This is a genomic window from Pseudomonas neuropathica, assembly GCF_015461835.1.
Classification (GTDB): domain Bacteria; phylum Pseudomonadota; class Gammaproteobacteria; order Pseudomonadales; family Pseudomonadaceae; genus Aquipseudomonas; species Aquipseudomonas neuropathica.
The window spans coordinates 200109-215184 of the sequence record NZ_JACOPX010000001.1 but is presented as its reverse complement, the minus strand read 5'-3'; the positions used below and the strand labels follow the sequence as shown (position 1 = coordinate 215184).

The window sequence follows — 15076 nt, the reverse complement described above, 5'->3', positions numbered from 1 at the left end:
GCCTGACTACCGGCTAAGTCGGGGCGATCAAGGTTTCATGTGTTTCCAGTAATTGGCCCCGTAATCGAGAAACAGCTCGCTACCCGCCGGGATCTTTTCCCACGAGACAAAAAACACCATGTACTTGCCGACGCAGATCGATCCGACGTTCTCGATGCCTATGTTGGCCTGGCCGGGTACGTTGATGGCATTGATCAGGCTGAGCACGTTGCTGTTGCCGTGCCCGCTCAGGGTGGCGTTCTTCGTTGCCGTTTCGTACAGATAGGTGCTGACTTTCTCTCTGGATTTTTCAAGTATTTCCGCGCGCAGGGACTTGCCGGTGCGGTGCAGCTTGCCGATGTAAGGGCCCAGCACTTCATAAGGTTCGATATCGACCTTGGCAAACACTGATAAACCCCGCTCGGGACCTTCGGTCGGTCTCCTCACTTCGAAACGCTGCGTCAGCCTGTCATGGTGCCGACCTTCGTCGGCGATCCACTCGTGGATATCCTCAGTGATGCGGCGGGTCATTTCCTTGAGTCTTGCACCCTGAAAGTGCGTTAAGAGCCGATTGGCGTCGGTGATCGCGATTTTTTCAATATCGCCTTCCAGCTTTTTCGTCAGGCTTGTCCGCACATCCTCCGGATCCTGGAGAATGGGCGCGTTGTTATTGATGTTGTGCCCAAGCGAAGGGGTCAGATCCTCTGGCAGGGCGGCTGCCATGTCATCCAGTCGCGGACGTTTGGAAGGGCCCGCCTTGGGTGGCGAGGGTGGCCCGTTGCCGTGCACAGTTGACTGTTCAGGTAGTTGCCAGGGCGCTGATTTTCTCGCTGTGCCGGGGGGTAGTGATTTGCGCGCGAACATTGCATTCGAGTCGACGGCAGCGAGCAATTGCAGGGTTTCCGGAACGGCGCTTCTCAGTTGCCCGGCGTCATCGACGAAGGTTGCCCAGAGCACGGGATTCAAATCGTTTTCAGCGACAAACGCGTTCATCGTGCTGGCCGACCGTGTCTCATCGTAGCGCGCTCGCCACTGCTCTAGATGTGCCGGGGTCAGAGGGGTGAAAGTCTGGTTGTTGGCATATTTTGCCAGCACTGTTCCCGGTGCTCGGAAGGTGCCATCCATGTTGACATGGGCGAGGAAATCCTGCGGGTCAAGGTTGTGCTCGGCAGCGAACCCTTCGCGGGTCAGACGGGTGCGGCTTTCCTGTGACAGCGTTCGCCAGTTCTGGAGATGGTCGAACGCAATGGCCGTACGAGCGGTATTGGCCTGGTCGAGCATTTGCTGGCCAAGGGGTTTCAACTGCCCTTGTGTGTGGACGAACTGCTGAAACGCCGCCCGATCCAGCCCGTACTTCTTCGCAAATGCCTTTATGGTCAGATCGAGCATCACCTCGCTGAACTGCGACCACTTTTGCAAATGCAAGGGTGTTACTGCGTTAGGCTGATCGGGCGCTCCGCCTGAAACCCTGATTTCTCTTGTGTACCAATGCCCGGGCCTCACCGACGACAGGTTGATCGACAGGTCGCGGTTGGTTTTCGGGTTGACCAACACGACAGAAAAGCTGTTTTCCCCCGTCTGCGCCGTTTCTGCGATAAACCCGTAGGAATTGTCCCTGATCTGGTAGACGGCGATGGTGCCGTGCTCATCCACGTTGCAGATGAACTTCTGGTTATAGTCGGGGCGAAAGAATATGCCGCGCGAGTCAGCCTTCAGTCCCTGAATCCAGTGTGGTTCTACCGCGTATTGACGTATCAGAGGGCTGCTGTTGCTGATTACCGTAACGGGTTGCCGGTATCGCGGGCCGAACGCTTGATGGGTGACGGGGTCGATCAGGCGGAAGTCGGGAGCTTCGGCGGTGCCGACATTGCGCATGGGAATATCGGCGATGCCTTCCACGGTGAACAACTGGTCGCCAGCCTGGTGCGGCACCCAGGTTGCCGGATCGACCGACTGGAGATGGCGTACGGCAATGGTGCCGTCGCGCAGGTGTGCGATGCCCATCCGTACATGCCGCAGGGTCACGTTACTCAGTTTGCCGAGAGCAAAGCGACCCAGTCTGAGCAGCCCGATAACGCTCTCCAGGGGATTGAGCTCCCGAAGCGTGGAAACAAGCAAAGTTCGCGTCATGGCGGAGAGTTTTGGCAAGGCAAGACGCAGTCCGAGCCTGCCGGCGCCGGATAACAGGCGAGTACAGCCCGCTACGTATTTGCCGACGGGCAAGCCGAAAGACACCACATCGGTAAACAGGCCCAGGCCACCGGACTCGATGCGTCGAGAATCACCCGATGTCAGGTCTTCGATGGAACCCCAGAACGGCACGAACATTTTTCCCCAGAAGGTGATGTCTTCAATAAAGTCCCGACCGATGTCCATGCTGCGCGTCGCTTTACGGGTCTGTTCAAGAAGCGCTGACTCATCTTTGAAGAACAGCTCTCTGGCGATCATCGCGGCCAGCTTTTCAGCTCGCGCAGACGTCAGGTTGTTCGCGGCAAAGGGCAGCGTCCTCGCTGCCACATCTGGGGAGCGCGGTTCGATCGCAACGGCCTCGAATGTCTCTGCGATCTGTTCCACGATCAATGTCGCGTGCTGGTTTTCTCTGGGTTTCGAGCCATCGCGGTAGGCTTCCCAGTCGAAGGGCAATTCAGTGCCTTTTCTGAAGGAACCCCGGCTGGTCCGGCTGCTGGAGCCGATCTTCTCGACAACAATTTCACCGCCTGTTTGCAGCGACTTCATCTCTTTGCGCAGGCGCACAACGCCTGCGAACGGGAAGACTTCAATGTAACGAGGGTCGGTCGGGTAGGCGGGGTTGACCGTGCGCAAAATAAACCCCGAGCGCGCACGAACCGCGTCGGTGTTCGTCCGGTTCTCATGCTCCACCTGAGTGTCATGCAGTGGCAGCCTTAACGAGTAAACGACTACTTCGTCGCGCTCCAGATCAGTGCCGCAGGCCGGCAGGTACTGGCTCAGCAATGCTTTGATCAGTGTTGCGTAGGCGGCTCGCGGGGTATCCAGCCAGCTGCGGAATGCCTCGTCGAATGCCGTGTCTGTTTCGTGACGAAAGCGGCTCGGGGGCCTGAGTGTCAGGTTTTCCATGGCACTGACCATGTCGCGTTCGTGTTGCTCGAGTGTCTGCACTGCCAACTCGACTTCGCTCAGCGAGTATGGGGTGTGACGAAGTCCCAGCAGCCCCGTTTCCACCGACCAATCCAGCGCAGCACGCGCTTTGGCTGCCGTTACCAGCCGCTGTTGCCCGACATCGTTGGCATGCGCCTGGTAATGCTCGGCTGGCAGGTTGAGCAGTTGTTCGAACGTCATATACCGGGATGACCCGGGAGCGATGGTCTCGGCCAGAATAAAGCCGCTCTTGAAATTGACCCAGGTGCTGGAAGTGCCGTAGGGAAGATCCTCGGGAATGTCCTCGACCCAGGCTTCGCTGGCGATATTGCTTTTGAAAATGGCGACTGCCAGTAATGCGGTGGTGCGGTTGACGCAAAGCGTTCGTTGGAAATGCTCGACCAGCGATTGACGTATGGAAGAGTACCGGCTTCCGGTTTCGATAAGAATCTGCAATTCGTTTCGATAATGACTGTGGGGATCGGGTTTTACCTCTAACCAAAGCGCGCGCCACAACAGTTTTTTCAACACCCCAGGGGGGCACTGCTGGTTGTCGCCTGCACCGTACCAGTCCAGTTCGTTGGCAATGCGTTGGGCCAGTTGCAGGTTCTTTGCAGAGCCCAGAACGGTTTCCAGAAGAGCGACAGGGATGGTGTTGGCAAGTTTGTCCAGTTTGTCATTGAATCTTTCCGGCAACAGGTTTGCCAACAGTGAGCGGGATGTTTCCAGTTTAATCTGGCGAACAATGCGCATGATCGCTTGATCACCCGCAGCGCCCAACAGGTGCTCAAGGTCACTGACGTGTCCGTCATGTCCAAGCAGCCACAGTGCGCGATGGTCAACCAGATTATGGAGAAGGCGTTGCCAGCCGGCGCTGGTGGCAGGCTGCATCGGTTGCAGCGAGTAGTAGGCAAGCACCAGATCGAGCCTTACCGAGCCGTCGCTGTTGACGCCGTTGCCGACTTTACGGTGAATATCCAGCAAGACATCGACGTCGATAGACCAGTAGATCGGCACCTCTCTGAGAATCACCGAGTGACCGGCTATGGTGAAAACCTCCGGGGGGGAGGGCGCTGGCGTTTTGGCGGAGCTCAAGTGGAACGATACAAGGTCATACAAGAAGTCATTACCTAAAGGCGATTTATCGACGCCGATCGGCGTTGAAATATGCCTGATGAAGTCTTCATCCTTTTCCAGCTTGTTCAAAACACGAAATGCTTCCTTGCATTCCCGCCCCAGCGCAGAATTGGCTGGAGGGTGATAGTAGAGGTCGCGTACATCACTGTTGAAATGCTCACCAACGAGCGTGTGCAGGTAGCTGATCAGGTGGTTGATATCCTGTAGTCTGCGCGGCGGCGTTCGGCTATAGAACCTTGATAACGATGTATTCATTAAGCGCCTTTGAAATAAGTGCGATGGAAACTTGCAAGTAAACGAAGGCGGTGAATATATCGGCCGAAAAAATCCCCGAGGCATACATATATATGCTTGGTGCTTGTTTCAGTATCCATTTGTTTACGTGGCAGCCCGCTGGCAGAAGCAGGCCTGACGACGCCACGAGGCGCTGGGTGGAATGACGAATCCGGCATTTTCCGACAAAAATACTAGGACTTTGTCAGCCGCGTCATTTGGCGTAAACTGCGCCCAAGCCTGCGAGGAGTTTCCATGACCGCTATTACCATTACCGACGCCGCCCACGATTACCTGGCTGATCTGCTCTCCAAGCAGAACACCCCGGGCATCGGCATCCGCGTCTTCATCACCCAGCCTGGCACCCAGTACGCTGAAACCTGCATTGCCTACTGCAAGCCGGGCGAAGAAAAACCTGAAGACACCGCGTTGGGGCTGAAAAGCTTCACCGCTTATATCGATCACTTCAGCGAAGCGTTTCTCGATGACGCCGTTGTCGACTACGCCACCGACCGCATGGGCGGCCAGCTGACCATCAAGGCGCCGAACGCCAAAGTACCGATGGTCAACGCTGACAGCCCGGTCAACGAGCGCATCAACTATTACCTGCAAACCGAAATCAACCCGGGGCTGGCCAGCCACGGCGGTCAGGTCAGCCTGATCGATGTGGTTGAAGACGGCATCGCCGTGTTGCAGTTCGGTGGCGGTTGCCAAGGCTGCGGCCAGGCGGACGTGACCTTGAAGGAAGGTATCGAGCGCACCTTGCTCGAGCGTATTCCTGAGCTGAAGGGCGTTCGCGACGTGACCGACCATACGCAGAAAGAAAACGCCTACTACTAAGGTGTTCGCTGCGGACATGAAAAACGGCGCCCCGTGAGCGCCGTTTTTTTATGGGTGACATTCAGGAATGCATTCGCGAGCAGGCTCGCTCCCACCTTTGAAATGCGAGCAAGTGTGGGAGCGAGCCTGCTCGCGAAAGGGCCTTTGATCGTTCCCACGCTCTGCGTGGCAATGCAGCCCGGGACGCTCTGCGTTCCAATTTATGGTCTGTAGAGGTGAGCATGCCCGGCGCGATACAGCGATGACTCGCTAAACACCTCGCTGCCCAGCACTCGGCCCACCAGAATCAATGCCGTACGCCGAAACCCTTTGGCCTCAACCTTTTCGGCAATATCCGCCAGCGTCCCCACCACCCAATCCTGATCTGGCCACGTCGCCCGGTGAATCACCGCAATCGGGCAATCCGCGCCGTAATGCGGCAGCAGCTCCACCAGAATCTTCGGCAAATGGTTAACGCCCAGATGAATTGCCATGGTCGCGCCATGCTGCGCCAGACTGCCAAGTTCTTCGCCTGCCGGCATCGCGGTCTTGTCGGCGTAGCGAGTCAGAATCACGCTTTGCGACACGTCCGGCAGCGTCAATTCCGCGCCAAGCAGCGCCGCACAAGCTGCGGTGGCCGTCACGCCGGGAATGATCTCGAACGGAATATCCAGCTCACGCAGATAACGGATCTGCTCGCCGATCGCGCCATACAGGCTCGGATCGCCTGAGTGTACCCGCGCCACATCCTGGCCCTTGGCATGCGCGGTTTTGATCAGTTCGATGATCTGTTCCAGATGCAGTTCGGCGCTGTTCACCACCGTTTCGGCTTGGTGGCCGTCGAGTACCGCCGCCGGCACTAGCGAGCCTGCGTAGATAATCACCGGGCAACTGCGAATCAGCCGCTGGCCTTTGACAGTGATCAATTCCGGGTCGCCGGGGCCGGCGCCGATGAAGTAGACGGTCATCGTTGAATCCTGAGTAAAAGAGGGCACGACCGCGTTGCAGATGAACAACGCTCATGATCAATGGCGGGGATTATCGGGATTTTACGCCGCGCCGGCCAATGCCAGCGTGGCCTGAGCGTATTTTTGCCGGGAAATCAGCAGTTTTGCCGGTGCCTGAATCAGCTGTTCAGCGAGCGCAAGCGCGGCACTTTCGGCGACGCCGTAGCAACCGGTGCGTTCGTAAGCAATCTGTGAATGGTGGCTGAGCCGCTGTTGGTAGCTGGCCAGTTCGTCACTGCTGAAGTACAGCAGGGGCAGAGCCAGTTGTGCAGCAAGTTCTTGCAGGCCGGGCTCGTCGCGCTTCAAGTCGATACTGGCCAACGCTTTCACCGCCTCAAGCTCAATGCGATGCGCCTGTAACGCTTGATCGAGTAACGCGCGCAGCGTGCTGGCCGGGCAGCCGCGCTGGCAGCCCAGGCCGACCACGAAGGTCGGCGCTGCGCGGTCATCAGTCATGCGTGGTATTGACCAGCGCTTTTGCGGCGGAACAACCAAGCGCTGATCAGGCCTAGGGCCAGCCAGAACGCTACGTTGGTCAACTGCGAAGCGATTTTGAACTGAGCTTCGAGTGCTTCGGGGGCGAGCATCGAATGCACTTCCGGTTGCGGTGCGCCGATCACGTGGGGCACAGCGAGGATGGCCACACCGAGGACCTTCATCAGCCAGTGACGGCTGAACGCGATCAGCGACAGACCTACAGCCGTCGAAGCGGCCGCGCCGATCCACCACATCTGGCGCGAGGCCAGATCAGCGGCGGCGGTGCCCGGCAGTTCTGGTGGCAGGCCCAAGGTCGGAGCAAGCACGAACGTCGCGTAACCGGCCAGGCCCCAGAGCAGGCCCTGCGAAGTTTTGGTCGGCGCGCGCAGGGTGTAGAGGCCGGCGAGCATCAGGGCGAAACCGACGGCTACGACCAGATTACCGCCAGTGGTCGAGACTACGCGTTGCCAGCCGTCTTCCGGCTCCCAGGCTTCGGCATCGTGGGTGTGTGCAGTCACGCCAGCGGCGTGTTCGTGAACCGCCACCGGCTCGGACTTCTCGAAGGTTTCCGCCTGCAGAATCAGCGGCGAGACCCAGAAACTTTGCAGCAGAGTGAGGAGCAGGGCGGCCAGCAGACCAGAGAAACCTGCAGTTTGCGCGATACGCTTGATCATGTCGGCAGGTCTCAATGGCACGGGAACGCGGCGCTGTGGCGGGTATCGTGGGCGGCGTTGTGCACCGCTTCGATGTGCGAGAACCCGGCAAAGTAAACCAGACTGGCGCCGAGGATCGACGCAAAGACTGCGGCGGTCAGGCGTTGGCTCAGGGTGGTGGTGCTGGCGATTTTGTCCGTGTTGCTGCCGGTGCTGCTGATGATCGACATGGCGCTTCCCTCTGGAGTGTCAGCGGGTGAATAGAGCGCATGAAAACCCCTGCGGGTCGGGCTCGCAGAGGTTCGAACAGCGCCCGCCCACCGCGGGTTTGTTATGTGCAGCGCCGCACAAATGCGGGCTGTGTGTTGCGGGCCGGTCTCCGGGCTCACGAGGGGTTGGCGTCAGGCCGACCTGCAAGCGTCACCTTCCCATACCGTATCGGCACAGTGGTTTTGACGCTTCGCTCGCTTACCGTTGCGGGGGCAGCACCGGACTGACATGGGCTTGAGTAAAGCACATGATTCACCGGTTTCCCGTTTCACCCTGTGAAGGGCACCCGTAACAAGTTGTGTAGGAGAGCATGGGCGGGGGATTTGAGTCAATCGGCGCCTAGCGCATGATCAGCAGGACGTACACCCCCAGCGCCATCAGGAACGCATAATAGGATTTGATTCGCGTCAGGCTCAGCAGCCACGCCAACGCCACCGGCAGGATCCATGGCATGGCCGCCAGGTGCTGGCTGGCCAAAGGATAGAGTGAGACCGCCAGCAGGCTGACGAGCATCGCCACCGATGTGTATTTTCCCAGACGATCGATGAAAGCGCGGGCAGTTGCCGAAAGCCGTTCGACATCGACGGCCAGCGGTAGCAAGCGGCAGGCGATCGAAACCAGCGCGCAAATCAGTACGTACAGCCAGAAAGTACCAGGTTCAATCATAGACATAGCTCGTCAGAACGGTGATGGCTAGCACCAGCAGCAAGCTGACCTCGCCCAGCCACAGCAAGCTCGCGGCGGTGGCCAGGCCGGCAATCCATTGCGCATGGAAGCTGTGACGGTCGCGGGCCATCTTGCCAAGCGAAGCGCTGATGAAAATCGCGATCACCACACTGACGTGATCCATCACTGCGTTGTCGGCCACGCTGGCGAAGCAATACCCGACCACGGTGCCAAGCAGGGCGGCGGCGTACAGCAGAAAGCACACGGTGTTGGCATACGGGCGGCTGATCGGTTGCTGATCCTTGCGGATCGACATCAACGTGAAAGCCGCATTTGCCATCACCGCCAGGGCGGGGACGAACGCTTTGACCGGGCCCTGGAGGCTGGATTTCAGGCTCAGTGTGAAGACCAGAAAACGCAAGTTGATACTCAGCGCCGAGACCAGCACGCCAAAGGCGTTAAGCAGGTGTGCGGGGGTTTCCAGCAGCGTCAGTTGCAACGGCGAGGCCATTACCGTACCGCTGAAAACCACCATGGCCGGAAGATCCAGACCATGGCGGCGCCCGAGCATGCCGATCAGGGTGAAGGTCAGCAGCAGCGAGAATACGAACGGTAGCGCATCGCGGATACCGGTCGCGATCTCGCTGCGCGACGCCGGTTTTGCCAGGTTCGACTCAACCAGCATGAGTGCTGTGCCGCGAGCCGGCCAGCAATTGCTCTACGCCGTTCTTGTAGGCCAGGGCTTTTTCCAGGTAGTACTCGGTGGAGAAGCGCGGAATGAACTCTTCCACCACGGCCACACCCCGATAGCCGTTGACCGCGAAGCGATTGAGCACATCGCTCAGGCGCAAGTTGCCTTCGCCAATCGGCAGATGTTGATGGTGGGTGTTGTTGAGGTCGGCAATGTGCAGATGCCGGGTAACCGGCGCCAGATCGGCAATGGCTTTGAACAGGCTTTCACCATACGGCAGCAGTGAGCACAGATGCGTCACGTCGATGGTCACGAAGCATCCGGTTTCCTTGTGAAAGCGCAGGTGTTCCTCGACGGTGAAGACCGGGAATTTCGGCCGCTGACCGCCCATGTTCTCCAGGCACAGGGCGATGCCATCGGTGTTGCAGCGCTTGGTCACCTCGTTGATCGCTACTATCAGGTTGTCCAGCAGTTCGTCGTTTTCCAGTTGATCTTTGTAGCCGGGATGAAAAGTGACGCTGGTGGCGCCGGCCTCGTGGGAAAACTCCACGGCGGCACTCAGGCAGTCCACCGCTTGGGCACGTTCGGTCAAATCCGGGGAACACAGGTTGTACTGGCGACCCCACCATCCGGCGTGGACGGTCAGCGTAATGCCATTGTGTTCGGCGAAGCTGCGGATTTTCCCGGCAAGCTCAGACCGGTCTTCGGCGCTCAACGACCAGAAGGTTTTTTCGGCGTCTTCGCCGATCTCGAACTCGACCGCTTGGAAATGTCTGGCCAGATCGGTGATCGAACCCAGGATGTCTGCAGGGTTGTCGTAGACATTGGTGGAAAAGGAGATCATCGGGAAGTGAGCGCTGATCGGGCCTTCGATGTGATATAGCGGGTCTTTACGGGTCATTGCGCTGGTCCTTGCGTAGTGAACTCTGGGTGGGTGATCGCGGCGTTGAAGTCCGCCGGGTCGTCGGCGTCGCTGCAGCCCAGCAGCGTATAGCCGTGGCGGTCTGCGGAACGGCTGATGCTCTGGCCGAACTTGTCGGGGTTGAGGTTCACGCGTAATGCAAACGGGTGTTGCAGCAGGCGTGCCTGGAGCTGTTGCGGATCGGCGGTCGGGGCCGCCTCGATGTAGCGGATCGCCATTTTGGCGTAGGTTTTCTCGGGCGTCGGCAGTGACGTGCCGGCCATCGCGGCGATGGTGCTGGCTGCCAAATGCACCCCCGTGGTTTTCCAGACCATTTCCCAGATCTGGTCACCGCCGAAGCGGGTTTGGGTTTCGATGAATTGCAGGCGTGAACCGTCCAGCTTGATTTCCGTGTGGGCAGGGCCCCAGCGGTTGCCCATTAGCCCGAGCAGCCACAGCACCGCTTCTTCGATCTGCGCGGCGGTTTTCTCGTCGAGCCCGGCAGGAAAGTCATGCCCGGTTTCGACATAACCGGGGGCACCGCTGGTGTATTTGCGCGTGATGCCGAGAATCCGGTGCTGGCCATCCAGGCTGAGGGATTCAACGCTGTATTCGTCGCCGCTGGCGAAGGCCTCGATCAGATTGTTTCCCTCCAGCGAGAGGTGTTCGACATCCACGGGCCTGTCTATGGCATAGACGCCCTGGCTGCCCGAACCGTTGACGGGTTTGACGATAGCCGGGCCATGGCGCAGTACGAAAGCGCGAGCTTCGGCACCATGGTTGATAGCGGCAGTGGGCAACTCGTAGCGACTGCCTTTGAGCAATTGGCGAAACAGCAGCTTGTCGCGACTGACTTCCACACTGCGCAGGTTGTTGTGGACGATGCCCAGACGTTCGCCCAAGCGTGACGCGGGCAGCAGGCCCAGTTCCGAAAACGAAACCACGGCATCGAATGGCGATTGCCGGTGCAGCCGTTCTACGATCGTGCTGTAGGCCGGCAGATCGGCGATGTCAGGCGTCAGCACTAGCGTTGTGCGCTCGCGCTGATAGTCAGATAACTCGCCGGGTTGCTGGACGAGAGTAAATCGAAACTGCCGCGCAGTATCCCAATCCAGTCCCGAATCACGCCCGCCGATTAGCAGAATGTGTTTGGTGTTCGCCGCCGTGGGCTGCTCGCCATAGACATCAATGTCGCTGACGGCGAGCAAGGATTGTCGCAGGCGGGCGGTGTCGGGTTGCCTGAACTCGATGTACAGGTAGTTCTGAAAACCGTTGCTGACCGGCCCGATGGCTTCGCCCGGAGTGACGTAGGCGTACCAACGCTGGAAGCCTGGCAAGCGGCAGATCCGGTCGGCGCCGTGCAGTCCGTCATAGAGCCGGTCTGTGCGGGCGAAAGGGGTGGCGATGCCGAACGCATCCGGCGCTTCGCTGGCGCTGGGCAGAGGTTCGGCGGACAGCGCGCGGTGGTAGCAGACATCCAGCGCCAGCCCCCAGGCTTGACGAATCACATGAGTCCGGCTGCCGCCGGGGCGTGCGCCGACTTCGAGAACTCTTGGCCCGCGGGGGGTGAGAATGAACTCGACATGGGCAAACGTGCCTTTGAGCGCTAACGCTTTCACGGCGTCATGGGCCAGACGATGGCAACGCTCCTTCAGCGCTGCGTCGGGCTCCAGCAGCGACGGCGTGTAGCGGGCGAAATGGTGAAAGTCGCCGCGATCGATATCGACGCCGGCAATCACATCGACGATCGGAAAACTGCTGATCGTGCCGTCGGCGGCAATCGTGCAATCGATGGAATGGTTGGAACCCTGGAGAAATTCCTCCAGCAGCAGTTGATCGGTTTCGCGGCTTTTGCCCGCCACATAGCGCTGCAGCGCCGGCCATTCATGACGGGCGTAGTCGAGCAGATCCTGCCGATCGTCGATGCAGCGTACGAACAGGCTGCTGTAAAGTTTTGCTGGCTTCAGGATGAACGGGTAGGGCAGCTCGCCCGGGCGCGCCAGCAGGTCGTCGATACGAACCTGGCGAGAGACCACGTGCAGATCCAGGTTGCGCGACTGTTGGAAGCATTGGCGTTGCAGTACCTTGTCCAGCGTGTTTTCCACGTTACGGTGCAGGTGGGCCAGCGCCGGCAGCGCCGCACACAGCCGCCCCGTGATCGCGACATAGCCTTCACGGAAATTCAGGACACTGGTGAAGCCGTGCTCGTCCAGCAACTCTTGCGTCAGCTGGATCAGATCCGGGGTCAGCCCTCTGGAAAAATCGTACAGCGCCACCGGCGAGATCTGTTTCGCATCGGCGATCTTGCTGGTTTTGCGACTATCGGCAATCAGCAAAGGGGTGATGCCCTCGGCAATCAGGCCCTCGTATTCTCCGTCACGAATATTGCCGATGATCAGGCAGGCCGCTGCATTCATTAGTCAACCTCCTGATCGAAGCTGTAGTGGACCCGGTTCAGGCGCTGGCAAATGTGAGCCAGACGAATCCGGTCCACGCCGTTGGCGCCACCGCTCAAGACATTGCGAATGATGTGCGCCAAGGCATCCAGGTCTTCGCTGCTGATGCCCAGACGAGTGATTTCCTGCAGACCGAAGCGCAGGCAGTCGCGGCCATTGATCTGTTTATTGTTGATCCGGATCCCCAGTTCATTGAGCTGCTGCGCCGCTTGCCGGGCCAGTTCGCCTTCGAGCAACAGCAGGTGCGTGTCGGAGGGGTGCAGCGTCCAGCCCGGCAGGTCGGCGAGTGCGTCGTGCAACTGGCGAGTATTGACGCACATGCGTTGGGCGTAGGCCTGGCCGTAGCGCTGGGTTTCCAGCAGGCTGACGAACAGTTGCAGCAGACCGGGCAGATTGGGCGAGGACACCAGCGCACCGCTGAGCGTTTGCTCGATCCGCTGGGCCAGATCGGCACGCCGGCAGACGATCAGTGCCCGGTGCGGACCTGCCAGGGATTTGTGGGTGTTGCCTTGAAGAATATCCGCCCCCTCGTCAAGCGGGTTGGGAAAGGCCTTCCCGGCGATGAGGCCCAGAGTGTGCGACGCATCGTAGATGATCAGTGTCCGCTCAAAGCCCCGGCGGTTCAGCAGCGCGCGCAGTGGTTTAAGGGCGATTGCCCGTGTGGTCAGACCATGGTCGAGCAGTACGGCTGCCGGTTGTACACCGCACGCCTGGAGTTGCCGATCAACATCCCCGAGATCAATTTGTCCGTCAGCCGTCAGTTTCAAAAAGACGCTGTGCCGGCCCATCTTCTGCACCAGAGGCCCGGTTGCGAAATGCCCGCCGCTTTCGGGCGCCAGTGATAATACGCAGTCGCCCGGCTCGGTCAGGGCGGCCAGCACGCTCAGCGTGCAGTGCACGCCGGAGAGCACGCGGTATTCGACGAACGGCGCGTTGAACATTGCCTGCACGGCTTGGGTCGCCAAAACCTTTAATGTTTCGACTTCGGGGAAGTGTTCGACCTGCATACCATTGAATTCGGCGGCATAGCATTGACCGTCAATGGCCTGTGCATTGAACAAGTAACGCTCGTAATGACGATTCTGTCCTAGCGCGCGTGCAGTCTCGGACAATATGTTTTCATTGGCGGTCAGCGATAGTGTGGAAGTTCTTCGTGCGCACGCCTGTTGAAACTGTTCAATGATGAAGTTGTGCGCGAGGGGGGTACTGACTGAAAGTGCATGAGTCGAATGATTCATTAGTAGTCCGCCAGGTCGAAGTCGATAATCAACATATCGCGACTGCCGCGATCCGAATTAATGCTCGATGTTTGCAGTGGGGAAACTTCATGTAGAAGTATTCGGTCATTCAAGACGACGGTTTCCAGATAGTCAGTCAAAGTTGCACTGAATACTTGGCGACCTTCTTCATCAAATATCCGGCTTTCGCCACCGATGACATGCTGACGTTGAATCAGGTGTTGAAAGACAAAATCGTGCCCGTCGCGGTGTCGGCCCTCAGGGGTGGCCTGGCCAGCATTGCCTTGATCGCAGAGGATACGGAACTGATGGCAGGTCACGAGCCAGTCGCGCGGGCCCAGCGCCATGTCCATCAGTGCCAGGTCGGCGGCCAGCAGTGTCTGCAGAATCGGGGAGTCAATGAACGTCGCCTCGCAGCGGGTGTAGGTGCGCTGCACCCCGCCCAACAGCGGGTTGTCGGTCTCGGCTTGAAAAAAGTGGCAGTCTTGCAGCGCCGTCCACTGGCGTTCCCGTTGGCGATACTGGAACTTGCAGATGCGTCGTTCGCGAAGACCGTTCTCTGCGCTGAGGTACGCATCGGTATGCAAATGCTCCCAGGTCGCATCGAATGTCCGGCATGCTTCGCGTCCCAGCAGCGCAACATCCAATGCTGGATAGTGAACACTGTGCGCATAGTGGCAATTGCGCAGTAGTTCGGAAAGTTCCTTTAGTCCGGCATCACTTGAAAGCCGTAACGTAGTCCGGCATCACTTGAAAGCCGTAACGCGTTACCGGCACTCATGTTGTGGATACCCATGGGTGCAGGAAAGAAACAGGCAGAATCAAATACTGATAATAATCAGCCATGCAAGAAATCCTTTCTTGAGAGACTCATAGTCCTTGTGCGAACTCATCGTTCATATCTTGTATTTATTTATCAATTGGGTTTTTGTAAATATATGTAATCGAATGCGCGCAGCCGCTCTATTTCAGGGTTTAACTCGGTGGTGGTTTTTTTATGTAACGGATAGAGCATGTAAGACATAACTTACAACTACTTTTTAAGTGAGAAGTGTTCGCGATCATTAGATGAAAAAGTTGCTGCCCTTATAACCACAATGATCCAGGCGTTGACCCGCCTGCCGTGCATGCGTAGCCTTGCGCTTTCGAGGTTCTTCGGCGCTTGCTGAAGCTAAGAAGGGAACGCGGTCAATGCCGCGGCTGCCCCCGCAACTGTGAACGGTGATGTTCGCTGCCACGCCACTGCCAGCTCAATCGATGAGCCAGCGGGAAGGCGCAGCAAACGCCAGGCCCAGCGCCTGAACACCGTCAGCCAGGAGACCTGCCTCGTCACAGATTCTCACTACAACCGGGCGGGGTGATCCGGTGGCGAACGCTTCCGGCGCGCACGCG

12 protein-coding genes and 2 riboswitches are annotated in these 15076 nt (G+C 58.6%); of the genes, 1 reads left to right on the top strand and 11 read right to left on the bottom strand.

Features of this window, described 5'->3' with window-relative positions; genetic code table 11:
• Positions 1–27 precede the first annotated feature (27 nt).
• A complete protein-coding gene (locus H8F23_RS00910) occupies positions 28–4488 on the bottom strand; it encodes an SET domain-containing protein (protein WP_194933079.1) in 4461 nt (1486 codons plus the stop codon).
• A 273-nt stretch (positions 4489–4761) separates the two neighbouring features.
• Here H8F23_RS00910 and nfuA point away from each other — a divergent pair, with 273 nt between their 5' ends.
• A complete protein-coding gene (gene nfuA, locus H8F23_RS00905) occupies positions 4762–5346 on the top strand; it encodes a Fe-S biogenesis protein NfuA (protein WP_007912592.1) in 585 nt (194 codons plus the stop codon).
• Positions 5347–5546: 200 nt separating this feature from the next.
• Here nfuA and cobM read toward each other — a convergent pair whose 3' ends face one another.
• The 10 genes from cobM to H8F23_RS00855 all read right to left on the bottom strand — a co-directional run bounded on the left by cobM (position 5547) and on the right by H8F23_RS00855 (position 14331).
• Positions 5547–6293: a precorrin-4 C(11)-methyltransferase gene (gene cobM, locus H8F23_RS00900; RefSeq protein ID WP_093430883.1), complete on the bottom strand. Its 747-nt coding sequence runs from the start codon at positions 6291–6293 to the stop codon at positions 5547–5549.
• 81 nt (positions 6294–6374) lie between these two features.
• Complete coding sequence (locus tag H8F23_RS00895) at positions 6375–6788, bottom strand: cobalamin biosynthesis protein (protein ID WP_003225490.1); 414 nt, start codon at positions 6786–6788, stop codon at positions 6375–6377.
• Positions 6785–7483: a CbtA family protein gene (locus H8F23_RS00890; protein WP_194933078.1), complete on the bottom strand. Its 699-nt coding sequence runs from the start codon at positions 7481–7483 to the stop codon at positions 6785–6787. The genes H8F23_RS00895 and H8F23_RS00890 overlap by 4 nt, the downstream gene beginning before the upstream one ends.
• Positions 7484–7494: 11 nt before the next feature.
• Positions 7495–7692, bottom strand: a complete 198-nt coding sequence (locus H8F23_RS00885; protein WP_064390276.1) for a CbtB domain-containing protein — start codon at positions 7690–7692, stop codon at positions 7495–7497.
• A 123-nt stretch (positions 7693–7815) separates the two neighbouring features.
• Positions 7816–8037: riboswitch (cobalamin riboswitch) on the bottom strand.
• 34 nt (positions 8038–8071) lie between these two features.
• A complete protein-coding gene (locus H8F23_RS00880; RefSeq protein ID WP_194933077.1) occupies positions 8072–8398 on the bottom strand; it encodes a hypothetical protein in 327 nt (108 codons plus the stop codon).
• Positions 8391–9083 carry an AzlC family ABC transporter permease gene (locus H8F23_RS00875; protein WP_093430896.1) on the bottom strand — a complete coding sequence of 231 codons (693 nt, stop codon included), beginning with the start codon at positions 9081–9083 and terminating at the stop codon, positions 8391–8393. The genes H8F23_RS00880 and H8F23_RS00875 overlap by 8 nt, the downstream gene beginning before the upstream one ends.
• A complete protein-coding gene (locus tag H8F23_RS00870) occupies positions 9073–9990 on the bottom strand; it encodes a sugar phosphate isomerase/epimerase family protein (RefSeq protein WP_194933076.1) in 918 nt (305 codons plus the stop codon). The genes H8F23_RS00875 and H8F23_RS00870 overlap by 11 nt, the downstream gene beginning before the upstream one ends.
• Positions 9987–12407: an ATP-grasp domain-containing protein gene (locus H8F23_RS00865; protein ID WP_194933075.1), complete on the bottom strand. Its 2421-nt coding sequence runs from the start codon at positions 12405–12407 to the stop codon at positions 9987–9989. Before H8F23_RS00865 ends, H8F23_RS00870 begins: the two co-directional genes overlap by 4 nt.
• Complete coding sequence (locus H8F23_RS00860) at positions 12407–13684, bottom strand: hypothetical protein (RefSeq protein ID WP_194933074.1); 1278 nt, start codon at positions 13682–13684, stop codon at positions 12407–12409. The genes H8F23_RS00865 and H8F23_RS00860 overlap by 1 nt, the downstream gene beginning before the upstream one ends.
• Positions 13684–14331: a 2OG-Fe dioxygenase family protein gene (locus H8F23_RS00855; RefSeq protein WP_194933073.1), complete on the bottom strand. Its 648-nt coding sequence runs from the start codon at positions 14329–14331 to the stop codon at positions 13684–13686. The genes H8F23_RS00860 and H8F23_RS00855 overlap by 1 nt, the downstream gene beginning before the upstream one ends.
• A gap of 484 nt (positions 14332–14815) precedes the next feature.
• A riboswitch (cobalamin riboswitch) is annotated at positions 14816–15027 on the top strand.
• The last annotated feature ends 49 nt before the right edge of the window (positions 15028–15076 follow it).

Coding starts and splice junctions, on each gene's coding strand:
- H8F23_RS00910 (WP_194933079.1), bottom strand. CDS start 4,488: ATGAATACATCGTTATCAAGGTTCTATAGCCGAACGCCGCCGCGCAGA.
- nfuA (WP_007912592.1), top strand. CDS start 4,762: ATGACCGCTATTACCATTACCGACGCCGCCCACGATTACCTGGCTGAT.
- H8F23_RS00895 (WP_003225490.1), bottom strand. CDS start 6,788: ATGACTGATGACCGCGCAGCGCCGACCTTCGTGGTCGGCCTGGGCTGC.
- cobM (WP_093430883.1), bottom strand. CDS start 6,293: ATGACCGTCTACTTCATCGGCGCCGGCCCCGGCGACCCGGAATTGATC.
- H8F23_RS00890 (WP_194933078.1), bottom strand. CDS start 7,483: ATGATCAAGCGTATCGCGCAAACTGCAGGTTTCTCTGGTCTGCTGGCC.
- H8F23_RS00885 (WP_064390276.1), bottom strand. CDS start 7,692: ATGTCGATCATCAGCAGCACCGGCAGCAACACGGACAAAATCGCCAGC.
- H8F23_RS00880 (WP_194933077.1), bottom strand. CDS start 8,398: ATGATTGAACCTGGTACTTTCTGGCTGTACGTACTGATTTGCGCGCTG.
- H8F23_RS00865 (WP_194933075.1), bottom strand. CDS start 12,407: ATGAATGCAGCGGCCTGCCTGATCATCGGCAATATTCGTGACGGAGAA.
- H8F23_RS00870 (WP_194933076.1), bottom strand. CDS start 9,990: ATGACCCGTAAAGACCCGCTATATCACATCGAAGGCCCGATCAGCGCT.
- H8F23_RS00860 (WP_194933074.1), bottom strand. CDS start 13,684: ATGAATCATTCGACTCATGCACTTTCAGTCAGTACCCCCCTCGCGCAC.
- H8F23_RS00875 (WP_093430896.1), bottom strand. CDS start 9,083: ATGCTGGTTGAGTCGAACCTGGCAAAACCGGCGTCGCGCAGCGAGATC.